Raw genomic sequence first — 23,367 nt, 5'->3', positions numbered from 1 at the left:
AATATTCGGGCTATTCGGAGTTTTGATCAGGCTGTTGCTGCGGGCATGCCTTTGATTATGGAAGCAGCACTTTTTGCATGAGCGAGGCTGGTTGCACTGATAACGGCCTTGTCACCAGTGAAGCCGATAGGAAACCGGGGCGGTGCCTATGGCCGAACCGCCCCGGTTGTATTGGCAATTGTGGAGCCTACTTGCGAGGCTTCTTGGCGGGGGGCTCGCCCAGCTGGCTGGCGGTCACCCGGATGCCCGCCTCATCCTCGCTAGCTCCCTTCGCTTCGGACTGAGCGGTCTCCTCGACCAGGTCCAGATTGCCGGTGACCCTGCCCGCTTCGGCTATGTCGTCCAGGGCGACCTTCACGGCTTCGAGGCCCTCCGGCGCCACACTCAAGGAGGCGGAGAGAATGGGGGTCTTCATGGAGACCTTGGCCTCGGACTTGATCCGCCGCAGGGAGGCCAAGGCCTTGCCTGCCCAAGTCAAAAGAGCAGGATCCTGGCCCTGGGCAGCTGCCCGGTAGGATTCCGAACGTGGCCAGGAGGCCCGGTGAACCGATCCGTCCCCCTGATGCATCCACTGCCAAGCCTCTTCGGTGGCGAAGGGCAGGAAGGGGGCCAGGAGACGATCCAGAGCGTCCAGGACCAGCCCCAGGGTTGTGCGGGCGCTGAGCACCTGTGCTTCGCCAGGGGTTCTGCCGGTGGCATCCGCAGTTCCGTAAGCCCGGTTCTTGGCCAGTTCGATGTAGTTGTCGCAGAAGTCCCAGAAGAAGGATTCAGTCACCTCCAGGGCCTTGGAGTGCTCGTAGGATTCCAGGGCCTTGGTGGCCTGGTCGATCACTTGGGCAAGGCCGGCCAGGACTGCCCGGTCCAACGGGACTGTGACGTCAGCGGGGTTCCAGGTGGCCTCCGCTGCCTGGGTGACCTTATGGTTCTCATCCTCCCGCCCGATGGCCAGGGCGAATTTGGCGGCGTTGAGAAGCTTGACAGCCAGGCGGCGGCCGATCTTCATCTGCCCCGCATCGTAGGTCGCGTCCAGACCCAGCCGGGCGCAGGATGCCCAGTAGCGCACGGCATCAGCGCCATACTTCTTGATTGGTTCGTCCGGCACCACCACATTGCCCTTGGACTTGCTCATCTTCTTGTGGTCCGGGTCCAGGATCCACCCCGACAGAGTGGTGTCGCTCCAGGGCAGGCAGCCGTTTTCCAGGTGGGCGCGGTCCATGGAGCTGAAGAGCCAGGTGCGGATGATGTCCTGGCCCTGGGGGCGCAGGTCCATGGGGAAGGTGGCCTTGAAGAGGGCCTGGTCCTGTTCGCCCGGCTCGGCCCAGTGGGTCACGATCTGAGGCGTCAGGGAGCTGGTGGCCCAGGTGTCCATGATGTCTTTCTCGGCCGTGAAGCCGCCGGGCTGGTCGCGCTGGGACTCCTCGAAGCCCTCGGGCACATCGCTGCTGGGATCGATGGGGAGCCTGTCCTCGGCCGGGGTGATGGGATGGGCGTAGTCGGTCTCGCCGTTCTCCCTGACTGGATACCAAAGTGGGAAGGGGACTCCGAAGAAGCGCTGCCGGGAAATCAGCCAGTCGCCGTTCAGGCCCTCGACCCAGTTGTTGTAGCGTACCCGCATGAAGTCCGGGTGGAAGTGGAGCTCCTTGCCGCGCTCCAGCAGCTCCTGGTTCAGTTTCTGGTCGGTGCCGCCGTTGCGCAGGTACCACTGGCGGGAGGTGACGATCTCCAGGGGCTTGTCGCCCTTCTCATAGAAGTTGGTCATGCGCTTGGTGGGCTTGGGCTCGCCGTCCAGGTCGCCGGACTCGCGCAAAGCGTCCACGATGATCTTGCGGGCTGAGAAGGTGGTCTTGCCTTCGGTCTGTTCGAAGATTTGCCGTCCGCCTTCATCGGTGATCCAGTCCGGCACGTCCATGACGATTCGTCCGTTGCGCTGGATGATGGACCTGGTGGGCAGGTTCAGATCCCGCCACCACTGCACGTCGGTCACGTCGCCGAAGGTGCAGCACATGGCGATGCCGGCGCCCTTGTCCATCTCGGCGGCGGGATGGGCCAGGATGGGGACTTCCACCTTGAACAGGGGGGAGTAGACCTTCTGACCGAAGTACTTCTGGTAGCGCTTGTCGTCTGGATGGGCGATCAGGGCGCCACAGGCTGCCAAGAGCTCAGGCCTGGTGGTCTCGATGTAGATTGGCGTGCCGTCCGCGAACCGGAAGGCCACCCTGTGGTAGAAGCCGTCATACTCGCGCGACTCCAGCTCGGCTTGGGCCACGGCGGTCTGGAAGGTCACATCCCAGAGTCCCGGGGCCTCCTTCTGGTAGGCCTCGCCCCGGGCCAGATTCCGCAGGAAAGCCTTCTGTGCCACCCGGCGTGGATGCTCGCCGATGGTGTGGTAGGTCTGCGACCAGTCCACCGACAGTCCCAGCGACCGCCAGAGCTGCTCGAAGAGCTTCTCGTCCTCGGCGGTCAGTTCCTCGCACAGCTCGATGAAGTTCTGCCGGGAGACGGGCACCTGGTCCTTGGCGCTGATCTTCTTGCCCTTGGTCCCGTGGAAGGGGGGCTTGAAGTCCGGATCATACTTGAGCGAGGTGTCCACGCGGACCCCGTAATAGTTCTGGACCCGCCGCTCGGTGGGCAGGCCGTTGTCGTCCCAGCCCATGGGGTAGAAGACGTCGTAGCCCTGCATCCGCTTGAACCGGGCGATCACATCGGTATGGGTGTATGAGAAGACGTGCCCCACATGCAAATGCCCTGAAACCGTGGGCGGCGGGGTGTCGATGGAGTAGACGCCGGAGCGCTCGCGGGTGTTGCGGAAGCGGTAGACGCCGGACTCATCCCAGTCGCGGCACCACTTTTCCTCCAGGCCATCCACACCCACCCTGTCGGGCAGGGGGGTCAGATGGGCATTGACGATTCCTTGGTGTTCAGCAGACATACCAGCATTTTATGGACGAACAGTGACAAGGGGCGCCGGCCTTTTCAGCCCTGGATGCGCAGGTTCCAAAGGGGCAGGTAGCGGTCCAACAGAGAGCTGGGCATACCCTGGAGTCGGGGAGCGCTCAGGACCAAGGGTGTGCGCTCATAAAGCCAGTCGCTGGGGGAGAGGTCGCTGACCTGTCGGGCGAAAGCCCGCAGCCGCTCGGCATAGGTGTTCTGGTCGGTGCTGGCCTTGACCTGCTTCCAGGATTCCTGGACCTCGGTGTTGTCGAAGAGCATGGTGGCGTTGGGGTCGGCGAAGCGGCCGATGTCGTCATTGTCCATGACCAGCAGGGCCATGTCGTAGTCGTGACGGGTGAGCACCTGGTCGCGGAATGCAGCCTGATCCACCATGGAGACCTGGGTGGGGATGCCCACCGCCTTCAATTGCGTGCTGATCAGATCGCCCACCTGGCTGCCGAATTCCTGGGGATAGACCAGGCGCAGGCCGCCGTGATAGTAGGACTGGGCATAGTAGGAGGATCGACGAGCCGCTTGGACACGATCGAAGGGGAAGGCCTGCAGACCGGGATCATAGCCTGGGCTGAGCGGGTTGAGTGGTCCACCTAGCGCCTTGGCTGCGCCGCCTTCCAGATCGGCCAGCGCCTGGCGGTCCAGTGCATAGCGAACGGCTTCGCGCACATGTTGGTCGGACAGCAGGCTAGATGCCTCGTTGTTGAAGGCCAGGACCACATTGTTTGTGCTGGGTGTTGCTGTCGGAGCCTTGCCGGCCTGCTTGGCCGTAGCCGGATCCATGTCCACTACAGCGTCCAGACGTCCCTGGTTCAGATCTTTTACGGTCTGCTCGGGGCTGCCGGCATAGCTGAAGACGACCTTGTGGATGGCGGCCTTGTCCGGGCCCCGGTAGGACTTGTTTGTGGTCAGGGTCAGGCTGGCTCCCGGCTGCCAGTCATCCACTTGATATGGGCCTGATCCGGCCGATTGGGTGGAGTAGTTGACGCGGGCCTGGCGATCGTAGACAATACCGGCCCGACCGCTCAAAGCGGTCAGCAGATGGGCATCCGGGCTCTTCAGCCTGATCGCCAGGGTGGCTTCATCCGGGTTGGTGACCCTGGCCAGGTCATCCAGGTCCTGGTGGCCCTGATACTGATGATCGAGGATCTGCCGCAGGGACCAGAGGGCATCCTCTGAGGTCAGCTGGCGTCCGTCGGCGAAGCGGGCATCATTGCGCAGATGAAAGGTGTAGAGCAGACCATCGGCGGAGATCTCCCAGTTCTGGGCCAGTCCAGGAGTCGGCCGACCTTGGGCGTCAGGCCTGGTCAGGGTCTGGTAGACGTTGCCCATCAGGGCCTGGTCAGTGGCCTGACCGGGCTCGGTACGGATGTCCAGGGAGACGGGGGCCTGGCGGGCCCGGATGCGCACTACCTGGCCCGAACCTCCAAGGTTCCAGGGCAGCCGCCAGCCCCCTCGGCCAGTCAACAACGGCCAGGTCATGTAGGTGCCCGCGGTCAGGACCGCCAGTACCAGGATGAAGATGATTCCGGAGCTGATTCCTCTGTGTCTGCCGCGTGCCATGGTCTTGATTCTACCGAGAGGCCGGTCCGGCCAGGAGCTCGGCGCTGGGGCATGTCTCGGCCAGCGGGCAGTGCAGGCAGTCGGGCTTGCGGGCGTGGCAGGTGGCCCGGCCGTGGAGGATCAGCCTGTGCGATAGATTAGTCCAGTCCTCGGGAGGGAAGCAGTCGCAGATCTCATGCTCGATCTTCACCGGATCGGGGTGGGTGCTGCGCCAGTCGGTCCGCCAGCGCAGGCGGCCGGTGACCCGGGTGACGTGGGTGTCCACAGGGAATCCTGGAATGTTGAAGGCGTTGCCCAGGACCACGTTGGCGGTCTTGCGCCCCACGCCAGGCAGACTGGTCAATTCCTCCATGGTCTGGGGGACTTGTCCGCCATAGTCCTCGGTCAGCATCAGTGAGAGCCCCAGCAGGTGGCGGGCCTTGGCGTGGTAGAAGCCCACCGGGTGGATGATGGCCTCCAGCTCGGCCGGCTGGGCCCGGGCCATGGCTGCAGGGTCTGGATAGCGCTCGAAGAGTTCAGGGGTCACCGAGTTGACCCGCTTGTCGGTGGTCTGGGCGCTCAGGACCGTGGCCACCAGCAGTTCGAATGGATTGCGGAAGTGCAGGGCGCAGACCGCCTCGGGAAAGACCTGGCAGAGGATGCGGTACTCCTCGTGCATGCGGGTCAGGCGCCGGGCTTTGCTCTCCCTGCCTTGGCGGTGCTTTCGATTGGATGATGCATCAGTCACTATGATCGGTTTTCTTCTTCTTGGCATCTTCGGATTGTTTGGACTGGCTGTCGTTTTGCTCGGCGTTAACCGGGTAGCTTCCTGCATCTGTCGTGGCCTTGGGAGCCTGGGCCGTTCTCACCGATGAGGGCGGGTCGAACCGGTAGCCCACATTGCGGACCGTGCCGATCAGGTGCTCGTACTCGCTGCCCAGCTTGGCCCTGAGCCGCCGCACGTGTACATCCACCGTTCTGGTGCCGCCGTAGTAGTCATAACCCCAGACCTCCTGGAGGAGCTGTGCCCTGGTGAAGACCCTGCCTGGATGCTGAACCAGGTATTTGAGCAACTCGAACTCCTTGTAGGCCAGGTTGATGGGCCGGCCGTGGATTCGGGCCGTGTAGCTTTCGGTGTCCACAACCAGGTCACCCGAGCGGACCTGGCCAGTGGGCACCTGGTCCTCCGCCTCTTCTGGCTGAGCATCCGGCTTGCGTGTCGGGGTCACGCGCTGGCAGACCAGACGCAGCCTGGCCTCGACCTCGGCGGGCGATGCGGACTGAATGATCACGTCGGCCACACCCCAGCTGGCGTTGACCACGGTGAAGCCGCCCTCGCTCAGAATCAGGATGATGGGCGTGGACAGGCCCGAGGCTCGGGTTAGGCTGCAGAGGGTCTTGGCCTCGGCCAGGTCGTCGCTGGCATCGATCAGCAGCACGGTGTCCTCGGGCATTCTTACCAGGGAGGCGGCATCCAGAGGAAGAACGCGCACTCGATGGGAGAGCAGGGCCAAGGCGGGCAGAACCGATGCCGGGTCCTCGGCGCAGGTCATCAGGGTCAGATCCGTCACGGGGGTACCTTCTTCCCTGTCCGTTCGTCCATAGCGGTGGATTCCTTGAACAGTCGTCATCATTGTACAATCGGCCCGTCACAGGGGCTCCGAGTTCACAGGATGGCCTTGCCCTAGGATGTGACGTATGGCTCCCCGACGGGGACAGGCAGGAGGACCCATGGCGCAGACCGTAAAAGAAAACCGGGATGGGCGCGCGCCCGCTCTGACGCAGTTGGTGGCCCTGGCGGCTCTGATCCTGCCGGGCGCAGCGCTGGGCCTGCTGGCAGAGCCCCGGGCCGCCCGATGGGTGCAGGCCGTTCTGGTTTTGGGGCTGGCATCGGCTCTCTTGGCCTATTGGCCCTTGGTGGGCAAAGGCATCCGACCTGGTCCTGACCGAGCCATGTCCGGTCTGCTGGCCTTGGTCGCTCTGGCGCCGGCCCTGGTCGTACAGGGGCCTGGCGCCCTCTGGGCCTGGCTGTCGACTGCGGCATTCCTGCTGGCCGTCCTGGCCGTGTTCATGTTTGTTCGGCAGATGCTGCGTCGGGACCGGCGAATGGTCATTCGGGGCATTTCTGCAACTGCCATGGGCGGGGTGACCGCCGTCGCTGCCTCGGGGTGGGTCTTCCTGCCAGAGCTGATCAGAGGCCTGCGACCTGACCTGATGCTGATCCTGGTGGTGCTTGTGGCCTTGCTGCTGCTGGTCGGGTTGATGACTTCGGGCTATCGCTGGGCCCAGGAGGCAGCTGATCGGCGTGGGGCCGTTGGGCTGGCGTTGATGTCGGTTCTTTTGGCCGGATCCATCGTGGCCCTGTCCGTCATGGTCTTGCAGACGACGTTCTGATCTAGGCATTCATCAGGTGATCCAGAAGGATCTGGATGCCCATGACAATCAGAATGATGCCGCCGGCGATTCTGGCAGGCTTGCGCCAGCGGGACCCGACCGCGTATCCGATGCGCAACCCCAGAATGGAGGCGGCGGCCGTCACCAGCCCGATGACCAGTGCGGACAGCAAGATGTTGATGCCCAGCAGAGCCAGGCCCGCGCCCACTCCGAATGAGTCGATGCTGGTGGCGATGGCCGCAGGAAGCATCTGCCGCCAGGAGAAATTCTCCTCGCCGTCCGCTCCCTCCTCTTCGCCATAGACGCCCTCGCGGATCATGTTGACCCCGATGGCTGAAAGGATGCCGAAGATAATCCAGTGATCCACGGCGGCCAGGGAGTCCTGCAGCATCGAAGCGGCGAAGTAACCTAGCAGGGGCAGCAGAGTCTGGAATCCGCCGAACCAAAGGCCGACCAGCCAATGATGACGGGCCCGCAGTCGGTCCACGGACAGCCCCTTGCTGATGGAGACGGCGAAGGCATCAGAAGATACACCTAAAGCGATAAACAACAATCTCAAGAACACGGCATTCCTTGAAAGGGTTCATCCCTGGTGGGATGGGCCTCGACCAGGTCTCCTCAAACCCGCCTACGCCTCGGGAGCGTCCAGCGCGGAACTGCCGATTGGAATCGGCTTTGAATTCGTTGAATGCCGTTCACATGCTACGCCATAACAATATGGACACAGATTTTACTTATCAGCGCTGTGATAATCAAGCATGACAGGCTATTCGATCGGCCCTTTAGTGAGCCATGGTCACAGTCAGACTGCCCCCTGCCGCATGGACGGCGCTGATGACCGTGCTCAGCGCCGGATCCCCCTGATTGCTCAGGGCCTTGTAGATGCCCGACCGTGATCGGTCGGCATCAGAGGCGATGGCGCTCATATGCCTCTGTGCTCGTGCCACCTCGCCGAGTGCATCTGCGATGATTGCAGCCCCCTGCCGAGAGGTTTCGGCCTTGTCGGCCTCCTCCATGGCAACCTGCAGGTAGCGGACGGCTGTTTGTTCGGTATGTATATGGTCGCCTGCATGGAATTCCCTGATCTTCAACGTCATCACACCTCTGTCCTTAATGTGGTCCGCTTGTTGCCCATCTGGATGCCGTCAGCTCTCCAGATATGACCTCCACAGATGTTTTGCCCGGTCTATGTCCCTCTTCTGGTGAGTCTTGCTGCCGCCGCAAAGCAGCAACACGACCTGTTTGTTCTTCAGTCCGAAGTAGGTGCGGTAACCCGGACCATTGTGAAAACGCATTTCAGATATGCCTTCTCCACAGTCTTCCAGTCGCATAAAAGGTGTCCGGATCGTTTTACTTGTTCCCATCGGTGTAGGATGCGGGCTGTCGACTGAGTGTCTTTCAATTCATCAATCCACCGGCTGAATTCCTCAGTCTCCAGTACCTCAATGACGGATAAGGGCATGGTGTCGCTTTCCCCTCTTATTTCGAGAAGATGCGTCCCATTCCCCACAAGAAAGTGTACACTACAGTGTACACTGCAACAATTGCTTATGAGAACTGAATGTCGAGTGATTCGCGAATTCTGTAGTCAGTTTCCGAGTACTACTGATCCTGGTAGGTAACGGCGTAGAATTCGCCGTTCTGGAAGCGGGCCATGTATACATCGCTGACCTTGTCTATGCCCTGCTTGGCCAGTTGCTCGTTGAGCCAGTCCTCGTCCCGGCCCATAGTATCCAGCACGTCCGGATTAACCCGGCCGTCCATGACCACTGGATAGCGCACGTCCTTGTCACCCTCGGAAATTATAGTCAGGCTGCCGTTCTGCTCGACGATGCCCCGCTTGACGTCACGAATGTCGTTGATGCCTTTGGTGCGCAGCTTGAAGTCCACCTCCTTGGCCGTCAGGTTGACCTTGAGGCAGTTCTGAACCAGCAGTTTGCCGTTCTTGATGATGGTAACCGGTTCGCCGTCGATGTACTTGCCCACCGCGTGGATATGGGTCTTGGCATACCGGGTGATGAGGATCAGCGCCGCCCATATCAGCAGGATGACGATGTACTGGGCCATGGAGATGCTGTCGCTGTAAATGACTCCGCCGATGATGCCGCCCAGGACGTAGTTCTGCAGCTGGTCCATTGGCGAGGTGGGCGCCAGATTCCCCTTGCCGGTCACATTGATGAGCAGGGTGATGAAGAGCAGTCCGACGATCAGCTTCAGGGCCACGTTGACGTAGAAATTGATATCCATGGGTCACTCTCCGATCACGGTGATGTCTGGGTGGTACAGGTCGGCGCGCTGCAGCAGGAACTCGGAGCCGGAGCTGTTGAATACCAGGGTGTAGTAGCCCTTGGGGGTCTTGATGATCATGTCGTTGTTGCGCGAGGTGTCGTTGATGCTGATCTGCTCAGGCTTGACCTTGAGTTTGGCGGCGGACTTGTCGATGACCGTGGTCAGCTGACCGCTCTGCAGGCTGGCTGTGCGCAGATTGGTGTAGTCGCTGTACTGGATGGCCGCCGCCAAGAGGAGCAGGGTGGCCAGGATGATGGACAGATCCTTGTACTTATGGTTCCAACGGTGGCGGGAGTACATGAACAGGAAGAAGAGAAAGGCCAGGGCCAGAACGACGACCACGATGATCCTGATCATGGTCCAGTTGGTCTGCCCGCCCTTGAGGTATTGGTATGTATAGAAAGTCATAGCCGCTCCTGCCCTTGCGCGCACCCGCAATTGGCAATCGTAGACGGCCGGACGCGTTTTGGGAGGATTTGGGCATGCAAAACCCCGGTTCAGGCGCTCGATTGGGCCCTTGCCGGGGTGGTTGTGACCGCTGGTCGGCCTTGAGAAGTCAGTGCTGTTCGGCCAGGCGCTGGCGTGCAGCCTTGATCTGGGTCTCGGCGGCCTCCGCGTTGGTCCAGTAGTCGCCGGGCATGACCTCCTTGCCTGGCTCCAAGGCCTTGTACTGCTCGAAGAAGTGCTTGATCTCCTGCTTGTGGAAGTCGGAGACGTCGTCGATGTCCTTGATAGCGTCGAAGCGCACATCGGCGGGCACGCAGAGGACCTTGTCATCCCCGCCGGCCTCGTCGACCATGTGGTAGAGACCCACGGCGCGGCATTCGACGATGCAGCCCGGGAAGACGGAATCGGGAATCATGACCAGGGCGTCCAGGGGATCCCCGTCCTCGCCCAGGGTGCCGTCGATGTAGCCATAGTCATCGGGGTAGCCCATGGAGGTGAAGAGGGTGCGGTCCAGCCTGATGTGGCCGCTGTCGTGGTCCATCTCATACTTGTTGCGGGAGCCCCGGGGGATCTCGACCAACACGTCGAATGTCTCTGCCATTGTCCTGTCTCCTTTTCGGTCTGGACGGCATAGGTATGTCTCATACACAGCATAACCGTCCCGGGGCACATTCGACCACAGTGCTTCGCTGACGCTCAAGCCTGCTCGGCGGCCGCTCATACTCGATTCATGGGGTGGGCGAAGAGTGAGGACAAGTATGAACAAGCGCAGATGGACGGGTCTGCTGGCGGCCTTGGCTGCACTGGCGACCCTTGTCGGCCCGGCGGCTCCCGCCATGGCTGGCGGCGGATCAGGTCATTCCGGCGGCGGTGCTGAAGGCAATGGCCGGTTTTGGCAGGGCTGGACCTACAAGGATGACGACCAAGGCTCCTTCGGTGGCTATGAGATAGGCAGCATCGACAGGGCCTTCTCCAAGATGGGGATTGCAGATGGCGGCAATGCCACCACTGCTCGGGTCAAACGCCAGGCTCTGGATGAGGCCAACGGCAACTGCCAGGCACGCTTTAACGAGGCCCATGCCGACGAATCCGGACAAAGCCACTGCCGGGTGACCGGCGTGGGTGTGGTCACGGGCTATCGCGGCTCTCAGCGGGTCTTCGATGGGGTCAGTATGGCCATCCATAGCATATGGATGGACAACTGGCGAAACCAGGTGGCCAACCGCACCTTCAGCAACCGCGGGGTGACCTATAGGACCGGCGAACCTTTTTGGGACCAGCCTGGAGACAGCCTGGACAAGTTCGCCGACATGTATGCCGGCAACGAGCACAGCATCTCCCTAGTGGTTTTTATGCTCAATGACTATGAGCCCAAACCGGCCGATCTGCCGCCGAATCCGCCCGACAAGAAAGTGGATCCTGGCACCAGCGCGGATGGTATGACCAACCGCACCCGCATCGAGACAGGAACCGGTCGGGGCGGCCGCGAGTTGACCTTCAGCGATGTTTTCGATCCCCAAGGCAAGCAGTACCATGTCGGCGGGCAGAAGGTCAAAGACCTGACCAGCGGTGAGGATCTGACCAGCAAATTCACTTTCAACACCGCCGATGGGAGCCGACCGCCCGGCAATAGGGCCACAGCCACCTGGAAGGGCGGGGCTCTGCCCGAGGAGCATCAATGGGCATGGCAGCTGGACGTGACCGTCGAGCAGCCGGACATTGGGGTCATGTTGGACTGTGGAAAAGTGCATTGGAAGGGCAGCGTCCGTCAGGTTGACCAGTCGACCCCTGAGCGCCGCACTCCCACATGGAAGCCCAGTCCCGACAAATCCTGGATTCTGCGCGATCCCGCCACCGGGCTCTGGAAAGCAGTCGTCGACCCTCAATGGACCAACAAAACTGGTGGCGACGGACGTGCCTTTCTGGACGGCGACAGAGTGGGATCGGTGGTCAACGCCACTGTTGAAGCCCATCTGATTGAGGCTCCTAAGGTTTTTGCCCTGACTGACGACTGGAGCGCTGCCGACTATCTGGTTGATCCAGATGGCGCTCGGGCTATTCGCGTTTTCGAGGCCAAGGCCAAGGCGGATGCAGATGGGCGCTACCGCCGAAGCAGCATCGAGGACATTGTGGACAAGGGCAGGGATGTGACCGACCGTTTCGAGATCAGCGTGACCGGCACTCGGGCGCGGGCACAGGCCAAAAGCGGATGGCTGAAGGGTCTCAAGGGGATGGAGGATCCTAGGCAGGTCACCATGCTGGTTCCCTTTACGGTTCGCTTTGCCAATGGCGGCGGTGCAGCCAAGGTTCGCAAGGACCTGGGCGGAACACCTGACCAGGAACTGACCTTTTGCAAGGCCCCGAACGGCCATGGCAGCCAGGGCGCGGTACTGACCAACTCGGGTTCCCAGACTGTCAACACCCAGAGCGTACAGACCAACAAGCCGGGCATCTGTGGATACCTGCCTCCGGTGCGCAAGGATGTCATCTCGGAGGCAGGCCAAGGCGGGGAGCAGGCCAGTGTTGACGGCAAGGTGGTCTTTCCTGGCCAGCGGTTGGAGTATCAGTTGGATACCCAGCCCAGCCTGCCTGACAATCTGGCCTATCCTGTCAAATCAGTCATCCTGACGGATGTCTACGACCGCTGGTTTTTGCCCGACAAGCAGACCCTTGAAGTCACTGACCTGCAGGGCGGCGATGTCATCGCCAAGACCGGATACGCCACAAAGTGGAAGGACAAGGATCACAGCCTGCAGGTGACCATCACCGACCCCGCCCGGATCAGCCAGTGGCGCGCCGGGGGCAACCCCAGAATCCGCCTGCGCTTCGAGGGCAGGGTTGATCCCAAGGCCCCAACGGATCATCGTGTAGACAATCAGTGGGTGCTGACGCTGAACAACTCGCTGACCCCTTCTAATCAAGTGAGCAATCCGCCAGCCGACTTTCATCCCTCAAAGAGCGATGTCAGCGCGCATAATCCAGGAGTCAGTATCGACGGCAAGGTGCTTTTTGTGGGCGACCGAGGGACCTACCGGATCAGTCTGGACGCCCGTCGCAAAGACACCGCCTATCCTGTCTGGCGGCTGGGTATGACGGATGCCTACGACGCTCACTACTTAGATATCAATTCCAAACATATCGAGGTTTTGGGCTCCGACGGCCGCGATTACACCAAGGCTTTCAATATCCAGGTAAAAAACGGTGTAGTCCTGGTCTTTGCCAAAACCGTGGATACCTATGTTCCGGCCACGGGTGTCACCCTCAAAGGGGATCCCCAGCCTACCGATCTGGCTGCCTATGCTGCTGCTCGTGGTCATAATCCCCTCAGAGAGCCGGCTATTGACCAAGGGCTGCTGGGGCGCACCTACGATGTGGTTCTGCCTTACACGGTCATCCGCGCAGAATCAGGTCACGTAGTACGTAACCAAGCGACCCAGATCGTCAACGACCTGCATAAAGCGACCAACGTGGTCGCTAATCCGGTCAAGCTGCTCAATCCCGCCAAGGATGTGGTGGTCGCCGTGGGCGGGAAAAGCGCACATGGCGGCAGCATCTACCGTGATCGGCTCTTCCTCTATCGCCTGGACTCAAGTCTGCTGCCTGCCGGACGGGCCTACCCGCAGGTGAAAACCTGGCGGATTGAGGATCGGCTGGATCCCACAGTTGATCGGTTCACTGGCCATTGGGCCGTCTACGCTACCCAGGATCTCTACGAGAACGGGCACATCCTGATTCATCATGGACAGATTATGGCTGGTTCGGACATGTCTGCAGACATTCATGGCGGCCCCTTGTTTACGATGACGGCAGACCCGGCAGGTCTGGTCAAAGTGGAGGCCACGCCGAGATATCTGGCCCTAGTCAGCGCTTCAGGCGACCGCCCGGTCGGCTGGAGGGCCTATCTGCAATGCAGGCGGCTGAAGAACGTGGAACGTCATGAGAACCGATTCACCGAGTTCTATCAGGACAAGACCCTGGTCTCCAACACAGTCTGGACTAGAACGCCCGATATGACCCCGGCTCTGCATATCGAGAAATTTGATCAGGCAGGCGGCATGCCCAAGGGTGATCGGGATCAGCCAGAGCAGGCTCTCCGGACTCATGAAGATGTCGCTATTGTCTTTCGAATCACCAATGATTCCCCTCGCGATCCCAGCGATGGGACCGGAGCCATCTTCCCCGCCCGGCAACTCCATTTGGAGGATCAGACGGTCGTCGGTCAGGGGCGGGTGACCGGGATCCGCTATCCCGACAACTGGTCGACCCTGATGCTCCGGCCTGGCCAGTCTGTAGACGTGCATGCCACAGTGACAGGCATATCAGGTAGGCACACCGACAGAGCCCGGGTGACAGGCAGTCCGCTGGTGCCCTGTCCGGTGGAGGATCAGGCCTCCCTGCCTCAACTGGAAAATGGTCAAAAAGCCACCGGGAGGGCGGATTCTCGCGGAGCGGTGGTTGATGGTCGTCTGCTCTGCGCCGATCAAGCTGTTGAATCCAACAGTGATGACTGGAACGCTCTGAAAGACGCACTGCCTAAGACCGGAGCCGCGGTGGTGCTTCCATTAGCGCTCGCCACTGCAGCGGTCATGACCGGGTTTGTCATATTCCGCTTGGTCAGACAGATGTCCGCCAAAAACCGCGAGAGGCAGTGATCCTGGAACAGGTACACAGTCAGGTGTGCGCATTTTGGTCTGTCGATTGATGTAACAAGGCCAGTCTTAGATTCAAGGGCGTTCTCGGCCAGCTGCAGGGCAGTCGAGCTGTGCGATGCGCATACCGGCCTGTTCCGGTTCCAAAGTAAGAGCTTGTTGACAAAAAACTTCTGGGTATCCGCAGCCGTTGGAAGCGTTGAATACGCCGGCTGATTCTGAAGATGCTGAGGCCTCGGATGTTTCGACTGTTCCGAGAGTCGTCGAAGATTCGGATCATTCAGCAGCAAGTGATTAGGTCTAACCTACCTGCGCTCCTGACTATGGATACCAAGCCATAAGGAAGTGTGCTAATTCTCCTCCGATTTCAGTGGCACCACAGCCTGGGGTGGATTGCTGTCAATGGCTCCCACGGTCTCATGCGGCAGGTAGGGCTCCTCCTTGGAGAAGCCCTCCTCAGGTGTGAGCTCCAAATCTAGCGCAGCCGCCGCATCGTCAAGGTGCTGGGCCTTCGTGGCGCCAATGATCGGTGAAGCGACGCCTTGGCCCACTGCCAGGCTATGGTTACCTGGGTCGTAGGAACGTTACGCCGCTTTGCAACTTTCTGCACGCGGTCAATGATGGACAGATCGTTGTCTTCGGCCCGTTCATACTTGCCGCGCGAGACCTTATCAGTCGCGCTGCGCAGGGTGTCGGCGGATCCAGGTGGGCCGTGTCAGATGGTCGGCGGCCAGAGGACTGTAGGGCATGAGTGAGACGTCCGTCTTCTTGCAGAGGGGAATCAAGTCCTTCTCGTCCTCTCGGTGGAGCTAATGGTTCTCCAAGGCGCTTAAAGGGTTCCAACCGTTGTCCTGGGAGACTTTCTGCATGTCCTGAAACTGGTTGCGTACATGACCGAGGCTCCCAGCGCTCGCACCTTACCTGCTTTGACAAGCTCGTTCAGTGCTTCCATGGTCTCCTCGATTGGCGTTCCATAGTCGAACCTGTGGATGATGTAGAGGTCCAGGTAGTCGGTGGCCAGTCGCCTGAGCATCCCATCGATCTCGCGATGGATGGCCTTGGATGAAAGGTCGCCCTTCGTGACGTAGACCGCGCAGGCCATGACCGCCCGGTCGCGGCTTGCATGCTTTCTAAGTGCCTTTCCCAGGTACGCTTCGCTGGTCCCGGCCGAGTAGCCGTTGGCTGTATCAAAGAAGATGATGTCTAGATCCAGTGCGTGCGCAATGACCGCGTCAGTCCCTTCCTCATCCAGTGCCCAATCGTGCATTGTGCCTTGGTTTGCCGAAGCTCATGCACCCCGCGCAGATCTTCGATATGTCGATGCCCGTTTCGCCCAGTTGCGTCTATTGCATTTGAGTCCCCTCGGCCTTCCTCGGCGCAGATGCAATCACGCTAGCCAGTTCAAGTCGGTGGAAGTCTACTTACGAGATAATCGCAGCGGTTAGGACTCTGAGCGAGTGGCTCTTGGGTTCGGATACGGGTTCACCGGTTTGAATTCATGTGGTTCTCGTCTCGGTCGACCCTGGAAATTCGAATTTGAATTCGAAGTTTACAGCTGATGGGTATAGAGGTTCGGCTATCTGCATGATCAGCCCGATGGTCGGATATGGTGGCCACGGCTGTGATAGATGTTGTGAATTTGCCACTGATACCAGGCGTGTGTTAATGCAGTTGCGCATCAGCGGCAAATCCAGGCAAAGCTCGAATAGTATAGAGTAATAGGATTACAAATACCATTGTAGAAAAATCATAACAAACCTGTCTCTATAGATGGCTTAGCAAGCCAGGCCAACGACTGTATACACCACTATTTCAAGGAAGAGTTTATAGGTGCCATCCAGCGTGGAAGCGGAGTTGGGGCTGCCCGTATTGGACCAGATAATTACTGGAGCTGTGAAAACAAAACCCAGAGTATTGTTCCATGTGTATGCTGTCTGAGGACGACACCGCCGAAAATGCCGACATTCCACCCCGCTCAATCAGAAACAGGATAGCAAGCACGAATCCATCTGCCAGTCCAGTGGCTGCTGATCCTTATTTTTTGCAAGCATTCGCTTGATAGAGCTTTGGCGTAACATGCGATGACCGATAATCGCGTCTTCCACCTATGGACTTCTTGTGATATCTGTGGAAATAGGACTGATCAAGCTACGTTATCGAGCCGGCTGATTTATCAGGATTCTCGCTTGTTTTCGCGTTTCGGTGAAGGCAAACTCATTAATGATTGAAGGTAAAGCAATCGAAATACGCCAGGAGACAAGACCTCCCTAATCCCCAGGATCGCGGTCTCGTCCGTATAAAACTTCAGGATTCCAATATCAAGCCTGTCGGTTTTTTGATTCAGTCAAGTTCATCGGTATTTTTGAGACATTGTAATGCCGTTTGTCTTAGTATGTGTTGCGCTCTAGTCGGCTGCCCGCGCCTGCTGGCTGATATCTTGCTGATATGAGTATGTCGCCGGCAACTGCGATGCGTGCGCTTATTCATATTTTTAGCAGTTGTCGGATGCAACATGCATGATCGATCGGTCACAAGACATGGTTGTTTGCCTCGCTCGCAACCGTGCTCTGGTTATGAAACCGATATCTGACGGCATAATCGTCAATGTGAGTTTGCGGGTTCAATGATTCGCTCCAATTGTTTGGCCGTTTGATAGTTGCCTGATCTCATTGAGGTGATAACACGATGGTTTTTGAATTCGGGGTCTTTCAAGTTTAGCTATGCCTCTGCCGATTATTCTTTGTCGAAATTCAATCGGTTGTTCGGGGGTGTTCGTTAATGATATCATTGTAAATGAATCAGAATATACCTTGATGAAGGGGGCTCATATGGCATATCAAGACGATATGGATTGCACTACTTTTTCGAATTTATTGAGCACTAAGGCGAGCGCTAAGGGATCGGGCAATCCCTATCCATATTCCGCCAAGTATGACAGAGAGGTACACAAATCGCGGAATACAGATGGGAAAACGCAGCAAGAGCTTATGGTGCCGTGGTTCGCCAAGCATACAACTAACAGTGCCAAAAGCTGCTATTATGACTTGGAAAATGCTGCATCCCTACTTTGGATTGCCGAGGCAGTTGGCATTTGCGAACTAACTGTTGCCAGAGCTTTTGAAGCTGCAAAGCAGGCAGGGGACTTTCGACGGGCCTGCGGCGCGATAAGGAATATTATTAAATGGTCGGATATTATTGAATCCCTAAACACTAAAACTGTTTAGCGTCAGGCAAACTGTCCATCTAGTTGTGTCTGCAGTCCCGTCAGCGGGTTTTGTGTATCAATGGAAGATACCAAATTTAACAAAGGCTCGGAATCTAAATGATTCCGAGCCTTACTGGTAGCGGGGTCAGGATTTGAACCTGAGACCTCTGGGTTATGAGCCCAGCGAGCTACCGAACTGCTCCACCCCGCGTCGGCTGTTCAACACAGCAGTTATCTATACTACGGATTCCATCACAGTTGTCAAGTCCGTGTGTGGGCAGGCTTTACTTGGGAGATAATGGAGCCATGCCTATCACCATCCCCACCGGATTGCCGGCCAGATCCATCCTGGATTCTGAGCGCATCTTCGCCCTGGAAAGCCACGAGGCGGAGCGCCAGGAGATGCGTCCGCTCAAGCTGGTCATCCTCAACCTGATGCCCACCAAGGTGGAGACCGAGACCCAGTTGCTGCGGCTGATCTCCAAGTCGCCGCTTCAGGTGGAGATCGACTTCATGAAGACTTCCACCCATCAGGCCGTGCACACCAGCATGGATCACTTGGTCAAGTTTTACGAAAATCTGGACTCATTCCAGGACAACTGTTATGACGGTCTGGTCGTAACGGGCGCCCCAGTGGAGCAGATGGACTTCGAGCAAGTCGACTACTGGGAGGAGCTGACCCGCATTCTGGACTGGGCGTCTACCCACGTCTTCTCCACTATGTATCTGTGCTGGGGGGCCATGGCCGGGCTCTACTACCGCCACGGCATCGCCAAGCGCAACCTGGATCGCAAGGTCTTCGGGGTCTTCCCCCAGTACCTGCAGGACGAGTACTGCTTCATCACCAATGGCTTCGACGAGATCGCCCTGCAGCCCCACTCCCGCTGGGCCGGGATGGACGAGGACCAAGTGCGGGCCTGTCCTGATCTGCAGGTGCTGACCTGGGGCCCACAGTCCGGTCCCGGACTTATCAGCACCCAGGATTTCTCAGAGATCTTCGTGCTGGGCCACTGGGAGTACGACCGTGACACCCTGGCCCACGAGTACCAGCGCGACATGGCCAAGGGCCTGGACCAGGTGCCTTTCCCGGTCAACTACTATCCTCACGACGATCCGACTTTGGAGCCGGTCTTCTCCTGGCGGGCCCATGCCAACCTGCTTTGGCGCAACTGGCTGAACTGGGTCTACGAGACCACCCCCTACGACCTGAATCAGGTGCCGACTCTGCGGGCGGCTGGCCGGCTGGGCACCGACCGATCCATCAGACACGCTCCCGGATGCCCGCGCGCTGACGGATATCGGCCTTTAGCCGGCGACGGGTATGGGCTTATTCCGGGCGCTGTCAAGCGTTGATGACGATTGCATAACATTCGTCATCAACCTGTCCACGCCGCGGTTCGGATTCGACTTGCGGCCCCTATCTGTGACACACTGGATGAATCTATGGTTACCGTGGCTCTTGGTGTGGGCTACACTACCCATACGGTGCAGCCATGAGTCGCATGCGCGCTATAGTGTTCACTGTGTCGTTCAGGAGGCGATAGATGCTAGAGGCAATGGGAAGTGAAGCTTTCAGTCTGGCCATGGCCAAGCCAAGCGAGCTACCCACCATCGAAGATTTCCTGCCTCCTGAGATTCTTTTCCAGGGAACGCCCTTCGCCATGAACCGGATCATCCTGATCAGGTTCGTAGCCATGGTCATCATCCTTCTGGTGCTGGGAATCACTGCTGCAAGGGCCAAGCTGATCCCATCCCGCTGGCAGGGGGCCATCGAGTGGGTCATCGAGTTCATCCGCGACTCGGTCGTCTACGACACCCTGGGCGAGATTCGGGGCAAGCGCTACGTGCCCATGATCACGACCATCTTCCTGACCATCCTGGTCTTCAACCTCTGCGGCATCGTGCCTGGCATGAACATCGCGGCAACAGCGACCATCACCATGCCTTTGGTCTTCGCCATCTGGACTTTCTGCCAGTACATGGTGACGGGATTCCGTGAGCAGGGCGTCTGGGGCTACTTCAAGTCTGAGCTCTTCCCGGCTGGAGTGCCTTGGCCTCTCTACATCATTCTGACGCCCATCCAGCTTCTGGAGATGGTCATCGTCAAGCCGGCCTCCCTGACCATTCGACTCTTTGCCAACATGATCGCCGGCCATCTGCTGGTTGCGGTCAGCCTGGCCTTCACCCAGTTCTACATCATCGAGGCCAGCAACAAGCTTTTGGCCTTCGCTGGTGTGGGCTGGTTCGTCCTGGGCTTCGCCCTGACGGCCTTTGAAATCTTCGTGGCGGCCCTTCAGGCCTACATCTTCGCCATCCTGACTACGGTCTACATCTCCATGAGTTACCCTGAAGAAGGTTGAGCGAAAAGAACAAGCCGCGGTCGGCGCTTCAGGCGGTCGCAGCCCAAATATTCGTCGGTTCCGACCGGTAGACGGGGATCGGGGCCGAACCACAATCCAAGAACCGGCAACGGTGGAGGAAAGGAAAATAAATGGACATCATCACACTTGCTGAGGTCTCTGGCAATCTGAGCATCCTGGGATACGGCATTGCAGCTCTCGGCCCCGCACTGGGTCTGGGCATCGCCGTCGGCAAGACCGTCGAGAGCATGGCTCGCCAGCCCGAGATCAGCGGACAGCTGCGCACCACCATGTTCATTGGCCTGGCTCTGATCGAGGTGCTGGCCCTGCTGGGCTTCGTGGCGCTCTTCATCGCCTGAGCCGTGCGATTCCTGCATGATCCGGCTTCGATAAGGGAAAGGAGGAGCCAATGTACGCTCTAGCGGCAGGCAAGGGGATCCAGCTATTCATCCCCCAGCTCTATGACATTGTGTGGTCGCTGGTCATTCTGGTCATCCTGGCCGTCTTCTTCTACAAGTTCTTCATGCCCAAGTTCCAGGCCATCTTCGATGAGCGCTCGGCCAAGATCGAGGGCAACATTCAGAAGGCCGCCAAGGCTAGAGAAGATGCGGATCAGGCCCGCAAGCAGTATCAGGATCAACTGGGCAAGGCCCGTGTTGAGGCATCCCAGATCCGTGATGACGCCCGCGCCGAGGCCTCCAGGATCGTGGCGGATGCCAGGACCCGGGCCGAGACCGAGGCCAATCAGATCACCGAGAACGCCCAGCGATCCCTCAAGTCCCAGCAGCAGCAGGCGCTGGTCTCGCTCAAGGGCGAGGTGGGCACACTGGCCACGGCTCTTGCTGGCAAGATCCTGGGCTCGCAGCTTCAGGATGATGCCGTGCAGTCCTCCATGATCGACTCGATCATTGCGGACCAGGGTGGGCAATCTTCTGACAAGCGGCAGGCATGATGACTGATCGGCGGACGACGGGCGCGCCCGTCTCGCGAAAGGGGAGGTGACATGCGAGGAGAGACTTCGCTGAGCTCCGATAAGGAGACCAGGGCCAAGTATGCCCCCCTGCTGAAGAGCAAGGGGAAGGATGCCCTCCGCGTGGCCATGGAGCTCTATACCTTCGTGACCCTGCTCGACGCCAACAGGCCCCTGGAGCGCGCGCTGACCGACCCCTCCCGTCCAGCTGAGGACAAGTGGCAGGTGATCGACACCATCCTGGCTGATAAGGCCGATCCGCTGACCGTGGATATCCTCCATGATTTGACTGATCATCAGTGGAGCCGTGTGGTGCATATTGCCAACGCAGCCGAGGACATGTCAGTGGATGCCACCGCTTATTACGCCGATGCTCTGGGCATCACCAACCAGGTGGCAGGCGAGCTGGCTGAGATCCATTCGGCCCTGCTCGGGATGCCGCTGGTGCTCTTCCGGCTCTCGGACGAGTACAGTGATTCCACAGCGCGAGCCGACCTGCTCAGGGCGCTCCTGGTTGGGCAGCATATGCATCCCGTCACCGAGCAGATGGCTCTGAACGCCACCATTGATCTGCGCGGACGGCGCTTCCCTGACACCATCATTTGGTTGGTGAACCGCTTTTCTGAGCATATGGACCAGGTCATGGTCACCGTCACCACGGCAGTCTCCATGAATGACCAGCAGGTCAGCCGCCTGCAGGAGGTCTACGCGCGCAAGCTGGGCAAGCCGGTCCACATCAACTCGGTGGTCGATCCTACGGTCCTGGGCGGCATGAAGGTCCAGTACGGCTCGGTCTCCACCGACGGCACGGTGGCTACGCAACTGAAGCATCTGAAGCGGCGGATGACCGTGGCAGGATGAGCGCAGTACCGACAGACTTGAACAAGAACAGAAATAAGGAGTGATCATGGCAGAAATGACCATTGATCCCGCCGTGGTGCGCAAGGCACTCGACCAGTTCGTCGAGTCCTACAAGCCGACGGACACCCCCACCCAGGAGGTGGGCTACGTCCGTACGGCCGGTGACGGCATTGCGCATGTGGAGGGACTGCCTGGTTGCATGGCCAACGAGCTGCTGACCTTCGAGGACGGCACGCTGGGACTGGCCTTCAACTTGGATGCCCGCGAGATCGGCGTGGTCATCCTGGGCGACTTCGCAGGTGTCGAAGAGGGCCAGGAAGTCCACAGGACCGGCGAGGTGCTTTCGGTGCCCGTCGGCGACGGCTATCTGGGGCGTACGGTCAACCCCCTGGGCGAGCCCATCGACGGACTGGGTGAAATCAAGAGCGAGGGCCGCAGAATCCTGGAGGCTCAGGCTCCTGACGTCATGCACCGGCATCCTGTCGACGAGCCCCTGGCCACTGGCATCAAGGCCATCGACGCCATGACACCCATCGGCCGCGGTCAGCGTCAGCTGATCATCGGCGACCGGCAGACCGGCAAGACGGCCATCGCTATCGACACCATCATCAACCAGAAGCGGAACTGGGAGTCGGGCGACCCCAAGAAGCAGGTGCGTTGCATCTACGTGGCCATCGGACAGAAGGGTACCACCATCGCTTCGGTCCGTTCCTCCCTGGAAGAGGCCGGCGCCATGGAGTACACCACCATCGTGGCCTCCCCGGCTTCCGACTCCGCAGGCTTCAAGTACATAGCCCCCTACACCGGTTCGGCCATCGGCCAGCACTGGATGTATGGCGGCAAGCACGTCCTGATCGTCTTTGACGACCTGAGCAAGCAGGCCGAGGCCTACCGGTCCATCTCCCTGCTGCTGCGTCGTCCGCCGGGGCGCGAGGCCTATCCTGGCGACGTCTTCTACCTGCATTCGCGTCTGCTGGAGCGCTGCGCGAAGCTCTCCGATGATCTGGGCGGCGGATCCATGACCGGTCTGCCCATCATCGAGACCAAGGCCAACGACGTTTCGGCCTACATTCCGACCAACGTGATCTCCATCACCGACGGCCAGATCTTCCTGCAGTCCGATCTGTTCAACGCCAACCAGCGTCCTGCTGTGGACGTGGGCATCTCCGTATCCCGAGTGGGCGGCGCCGCACAGACCAAGGCCCTGAAGAAGGTCTCTTCGACTTTGAAGATCTCCTTGGCCCAGTACCGCTCCCTGCAGTCCTTCGCCATGTTCGCCTCGGATCTGGATGCGGCCTCCAAGGCCCAGCTGACGCGTGGCGCCAGGCTGACCGAGCTGCTCAAGCAGCCCCAGTTCACGCCCTATTCCATGGAGAAGCAGGTCGTCTCGGTCTGGGTGGGCACCCACGGCAAGCTGGATGACTTGGACCTGGAGGACGTGCTGCCCTTCGAGTCCGGGCTCCTGGACTATCTGGACCACAACACCGACATCCTCAAGACCATCCGTGACACGGAGGACTTCACTGACGACACAGAAAAGGCCCTGGACAAGGCCGTGGACGAGTTCGCCAAGACCTTCGTGACCCACAAGGGCCAGACCCTGGACGGCCACAAGGCTGACCAGGAGCAGGAGCAGCCGGTGGCCGTTCAGCAGGAGAAGCTGGTGGCTGACGGCAAGAGCGGCAGCAAGGCCGGGAAGCGGTAGAC

The 23,367-nt window shown here is 59.5% G+C and carries 21 protein-coding genes and 1 tRNA gene; 9 read left to right on the top strand and 13 right to left on the bottom strand.

All coding sequences use genetic code 11. From position 1 onward, the window contains the following. Window positions 1–187: 187 nt before the first annotated feature. The 4 genes from valS to RAM15_RS07470 all read right to left on the bottom strand — a co-directional run bounded on the left by valS (window position 188) and on the right by RAM15_RS07470 (window position 6,056). Window positions 188–2,929: a valine--tRNA ligase gene (gene valS, locus RAM15_RS07485; RefSeq protein ID WP_306221374.1), complete on the bottom strand. Its 2,742-nt coding sequence runs from the start codon at window positions 2,927–2,929 to the stop codon at window positions 188–190. Window positions 2,930–2,973: 44 nt separating this feature from the next. Continuing rightward, window positions 2,974–4,506 (bottom strand): ABC transporter substrate-binding protein, encoded by a 1,533-nt coding sequence (locus tag RAM15_RS07480; RefSeq protein WP_306221373.1) that lies wholly within the window; start codon window positions 4,504–4,506, stop codon window positions 2,974–2,976. A gap of 10 nt (window positions 4,507–4,516) precedes the next feature. Next, on the bottom strand, window positions 4,517–5,164 hold the full coding sequence (nth, locus tag RAM15_RS07475) for an endonuclease III (RefSeq protein WP_306222272.1): 648 nt from the start codon (window positions 5,162–5,164) through the stop codon (window positions 4,517–4,519). A gap of 61 nt (window positions 5,165–5,225) precedes the next feature. Further along, window positions 5,226–6,056, bottom strand: coding sequence for a winged helix-turn-helix transcriptional regulator (locus RAM15_RS07470; protein WP_306221372.1), 831 nt, complete (start codon window positions 6,054–6,056; stop codon window positions 5,226–5,228). Window positions 6,057–6,216: 160 nt separating this feature from the next. On the opposite strand from RAM15_RS07470, the gene RAM15_RS07465 reads away from it, so the two are divergent. Then, on the top strand, window positions 6,217–6,879 hold the full coding sequence (locus RAM15_RS07465) for a hypothetical protein (protein WP_306221371.1): 663 nt from the start codon (window positions 6,217–6,219) through the stop codon (window positions 6,877–6,879). A 1-nt stretch (window position 6,880) separates the two neighbouring features. Here the strand turns inward: RAM15_RS07465 and RAM15_RS07460 are convergent, their stop codons facing one another. The 6 genes from RAM15_RS07460 to RAM15_RS07435 all read right to left on the bottom strand — a co-directional run bounded on the left by RAM15_RS07460 (window position 6,881) and on the right by RAM15_RS07435 (window position 10,216). After that, window positions 6,881–7,444, bottom strand: coding sequence for a manganese efflux pump MntP (locus tag RAM15_RS07460; protein ID WP_306221370.1), 564 nt, complete (start codon window positions 7,442–7,444; stop codon window positions 6,881–6,883). 217 nt (window positions 7,445–7,661) lie between these two features. Then, a complete protein-coding gene (locus RAM15_RS07455) occupies window positions 7,662–7,976 on the bottom strand; it encodes an addiction module antidote protein (RefSeq protein ID WP_024626894.1) in 315 nt (104 codons plus the stop codon). A gap of 48 nt (window positions 7,977–8,024) precedes the next feature. Continuing rightward, window positions 8,025–8,210, bottom strand: a complete 186-nt coding sequence (locus RAM15_RS07450; protein ID WP_306221369.1) for a type II toxin-antitoxin system RelE/ParE family toxin — start codon at window positions 8,208–8,210, stop codon at window positions 8,025–8,027. Between the two features lie 271 nt (window positions 8,211–8,481). Next, complete coding sequence (locus RAM15_RS07445) at window positions 8,482–9,126, bottom strand: DUF421 domain-containing protein (protein ID WP_024626892.1); 645 nt, start codon at window positions 9,124–9,126, stop codon at window positions 8,482–8,484. Between the two features lie 3 nt (window positions 9,127–9,129). Continuing rightward, the gene (locus tag RAM15_RS07440) at window positions 9,130–9,576 is read right to left on the bottom strand and encodes a DUF3290 family protein (RefSeq protein ID WP_121915011.1); all 447 of its coding nucleotides are present in this window, start codon (window positions 9,574–9,576) and stop codon (window positions 9,130–9,132) included. A 148-nt stretch (window positions 9,577–9,724) separates the two neighbouring features. Continuing rightward, window positions 9,725–10,216, bottom strand: coding sequence for an inorganic diphosphatase (locus tag RAM15_RS07435; protein WP_101432914.1), 492 nt, complete (start codon window positions 10,214–10,216; stop codon window positions 9,725–9,727). Window positions 10,217–10,373: 157 nt separating this feature from the next. Here RAM15_RS07435 and RAM15_RS07430 point away from each other — a divergent pair, with 157 nt between their 5' ends. Further along, window positions 10,374–14,267, top strand: coding sequence for an LPXTG cell wall anchor domain-containing protein (locus RAM15_RS07430; RefSeq protein WP_306221365.1), 3,894 nt, complete (start codon window positions 10,374–10,376; stop codon window positions 14,265–14,267). A 347-nt stretch (window positions 14,268–14,614) separates the two neighbouring features. Here RAM15_RS07430 and RAM15_RS07425 read toward each other — a convergent pair whose 3' ends face one another. Then, window positions 14,615–14,815: a hypothetical protein gene (locus RAM15_RS07425; protein WP_306221364.1), complete on the bottom strand. Its 201-nt coding sequence runs from the start codon at window positions 14,813–14,815 to the stop codon at window positions 14,615–14,617. 278 nt (window positions 14,816–15,093) lie between these two features. Further along, the gene (locus RAM15_RS07420) at window positions 15,094–15,531 is read right to left on the bottom strand and encodes an aldo/keto reductase (protein ID WP_306221363.1); all 438 of its coding nucleotides are present in this window, start codon (window positions 15,529–15,531) and stop codon (window positions 15,094–15,096) included. A 1,561-nt stretch (window positions 15,532–17,092) separates the two neighbouring features. Here RAM15_RS07420 and RAM15_RS07415 point away from each other — a divergent pair. Next, a complete protein-coding gene (locus RAM15_RS07415; protein ID WP_306221361.1) occupies window positions 17,093–17,488 on the top strand; it encodes a hypothetical protein in 396 nt (131 codons plus the stop codon). Window positions 17,489–17,603: 115 nt separating this feature from the next. Here RAM15_RS07415 and RAM15_RS07410 read toward each other — a convergent pair. Further along, window positions 17,604–17,680 (bottom strand) — tRNA-Met (locus tag RAM15_RS07410). A gap of 95 nt (window positions 17,681–17,775) precedes the next feature. Between RAM15_RS07410 and RAM15_RS07405 the strand changes: the two genes are divergently transcribed. From RAM15_RS07405 to atpA, 6 genes are all read left to right on the top strand, one after another. After that, window positions 17,776–18,822, top strand: coding sequence for a homoserine O-succinyltransferase (locus RAM15_RS07405; protein WP_045924887.1), 1,047 nt, complete (start codon window positions 17,776–17,778; stop codon window positions 18,820–18,822). 191 nt (window positions 18,823–19,013) lie between these two features. Next, window positions 19,014–19,829, top strand: a complete 816-nt coding sequence (gene atpB / locus RAM15_RS07400) for a F0F1 ATP synthase subunit A (protein ID WP_045924886.1) — start codon at window positions 19,014–19,016, stop codon at window positions 19,827–19,829. A 131-nt stretch (window positions 19,830–19,960) separates the two neighbouring features. Next, window positions 19,961–20,188: an ATP synthase F0 subunit C gene (atpE, locus tag RAM15_RS07395; protein WP_015022486.1), complete on the top strand. Its 228-nt coding sequence runs from the start codon at window positions 19,961–19,963 to the stop codon at window positions 20,186–20,188. Window positions 20,189–20,238: 50 nt separating this feature from the next. Beyond that, entirely contained in the window at window positions 20,239–20,781 is a 543-nt protein-coding gene (locus tag RAM15_RS07390; RefSeq protein WP_306221360.1) for a F0F1 ATP synthase subunit B, read from the top strand. Between the two features lie 51 nt (window positions 20,782–20,832). Further along, the gene (locus tag RAM15_RS07385; protein WP_306221358.1) at window positions 20,833–21,660 is read left to right on the top strand and encodes a F0F1 ATP synthase subunit delta; all 828 of its coding nucleotides are present in this window, start codon (window positions 20,833–20,835) and stop codon (window positions 21,658–21,660) included. Window positions 21,661–21,706: 46 nt separating this feature from the next. Beyond that, window positions 21,707–23,365: a F0F1 ATP synthase subunit alpha gene (atpA, locus tag RAM15_RS07380; protein WP_045924883.1), complete on the top strand. Its 1,659-nt coding sequence runs from the start codon at window positions 21,707–21,709 to the stop codon at window positions 23,363–23,365. The last annotated feature ends 2 nt before the right edge of the window (window positions 23,366–23,367 follow it).

The organism is Bifidobacterium asteroides, assembly GCF_030758775.1.
Classification (GTDB): Bacteria; Actinomycetota; Actinomycetes; order Actinomycetales; family Bifidobacteriaceae; genus Bombiscardovia; species Bombiscardovia kimbladii.
This window is presented reverse-complemented; position numbering and strand designations above follow the sequence as displayed.

Excerpts from the sequence above, each read along its gene's own strand:
- RAM15_RS07480 (WP_306221373.1), bottom strand. The coding sequence starts at position 4,506 with ATGGCACGCGGCAGACACAGAGGAATCAGCTCCGGAATCATCTTCATC.
- RAM15_RS07455 (WP_024626894.1), bottom strand. The coding sequence starts at position 7,976 with ATGACGTTGAAGATCAGGGAATTCCATGCAGGCGACCATATACATACC.
- RAM15_RS07450 (WP_306221369.1), bottom strand. The coding sequence starts at position 8,210 with ATGCGACTGGAAGACTGTGGAGAAGGCATATCTGAAATGCGTTTTCAC.
- RAM15_RS07445 (WP_024626892.1), bottom strand. The coding sequence starts at position 9,126 with ATGGATATCAATTTCTACGTCAACGTGGCCCTGAAGCTGATCGTCGGA.
- nth (WP_306222272.1), bottom strand. The coding sequence starts at position 5,164 with ATGCACGAGGAGTACCGCATCCTCTGCCAGGTCTTTCCCGAGGCGGTC.
- atpE (WP_015022486.1), top strand. The coding sequence starts at position 19,961 with ATGGACATCATCACACTTGCTGAGGTCTCTGGCAATCTGAGCATCCTG.
- RAM15_RS07385 (WP_306221358.1), top strand. The coding sequence starts at position 20,833 with ATGCGAGGAGAGACTTCGCTGAGCTCCGATAAGGAGACCAGGGCCAAG.
- valS (WP_306221374.1), bottom strand. The coding sequence starts at position 2,929 with ATGTCTGCTGAACACCAAGGAATCGTCAATGCCCATCTGACCCCCCTG.
- atpB (WP_045924886.1), top strand. The coding sequence starts at position 19,014 with ATGCTAGAGGCAATGGGAAGTGAAGCTTTCAGTCTGGCCATGGCCAAG.
- RAM15_RS07435 (WP_101432914.1), bottom strand. The coding sequence starts at position 10,216 with ATGGCAGAGACATTCGACGTGTTGGTCGAGATCCCCCGGGGCTCCCGC.
- atpA (WP_045924883.1), top strand. The coding sequence starts at position 21,707 with ATGGCAGAAATGACCATTGATCCCGCCGTGGTGCGCAAGGCACTCGAC.
- RAM15_RS07465 (WP_306221371.1), top strand. The coding sequence starts at position 6,217 with ATGGCGCAGACCGTAAAAGAAAACCGGGATGGGCGCGCGCCCGCTCTG.
- RAM15_RS07430 (WP_306221365.1), top strand. The coding sequence starts at position 10,374 with ATGAACAAGCGCAGATGGACGGGTCTGCTGGCGGCCTTGGCTGCACTG.
- RAM15_RS07415 (WP_306221361.1), top strand. The coding sequence starts at position 17,093 with ATGGCATATCAAGACGATATGGATTGCACTACTTTTTCGAATTTATTG.
- RAM15_RS07440 (WP_121915011.1), bottom strand. The coding sequence starts at position 9,576 with ATGACTTTCTATACATACCAATACCTCAAGGGCGGGCAGACCAACTGG.
- RAM15_RS07390 (WP_306221360.1), top strand. The coding sequence starts at position 20,239 with ATGTACGCTCTAGCGGCAGGCAAGGGGATCCAGCTATTCATCCCCCAG.
- RAM15_RS07405 (WP_045924887.1), top strand. The coding sequence starts at position 17,776 with ATGCCTATCACCATCCCCACCGGATTGCCGGCCAGATCCATCCTGGAT.
- RAM15_RS07420 (WP_306221363.1), bottom strand. The coding sequence starts at position 15,531 with ATGCACGATTGGGCACTGGATGAGGAAGGGACTGACGCGGTCATTGCG.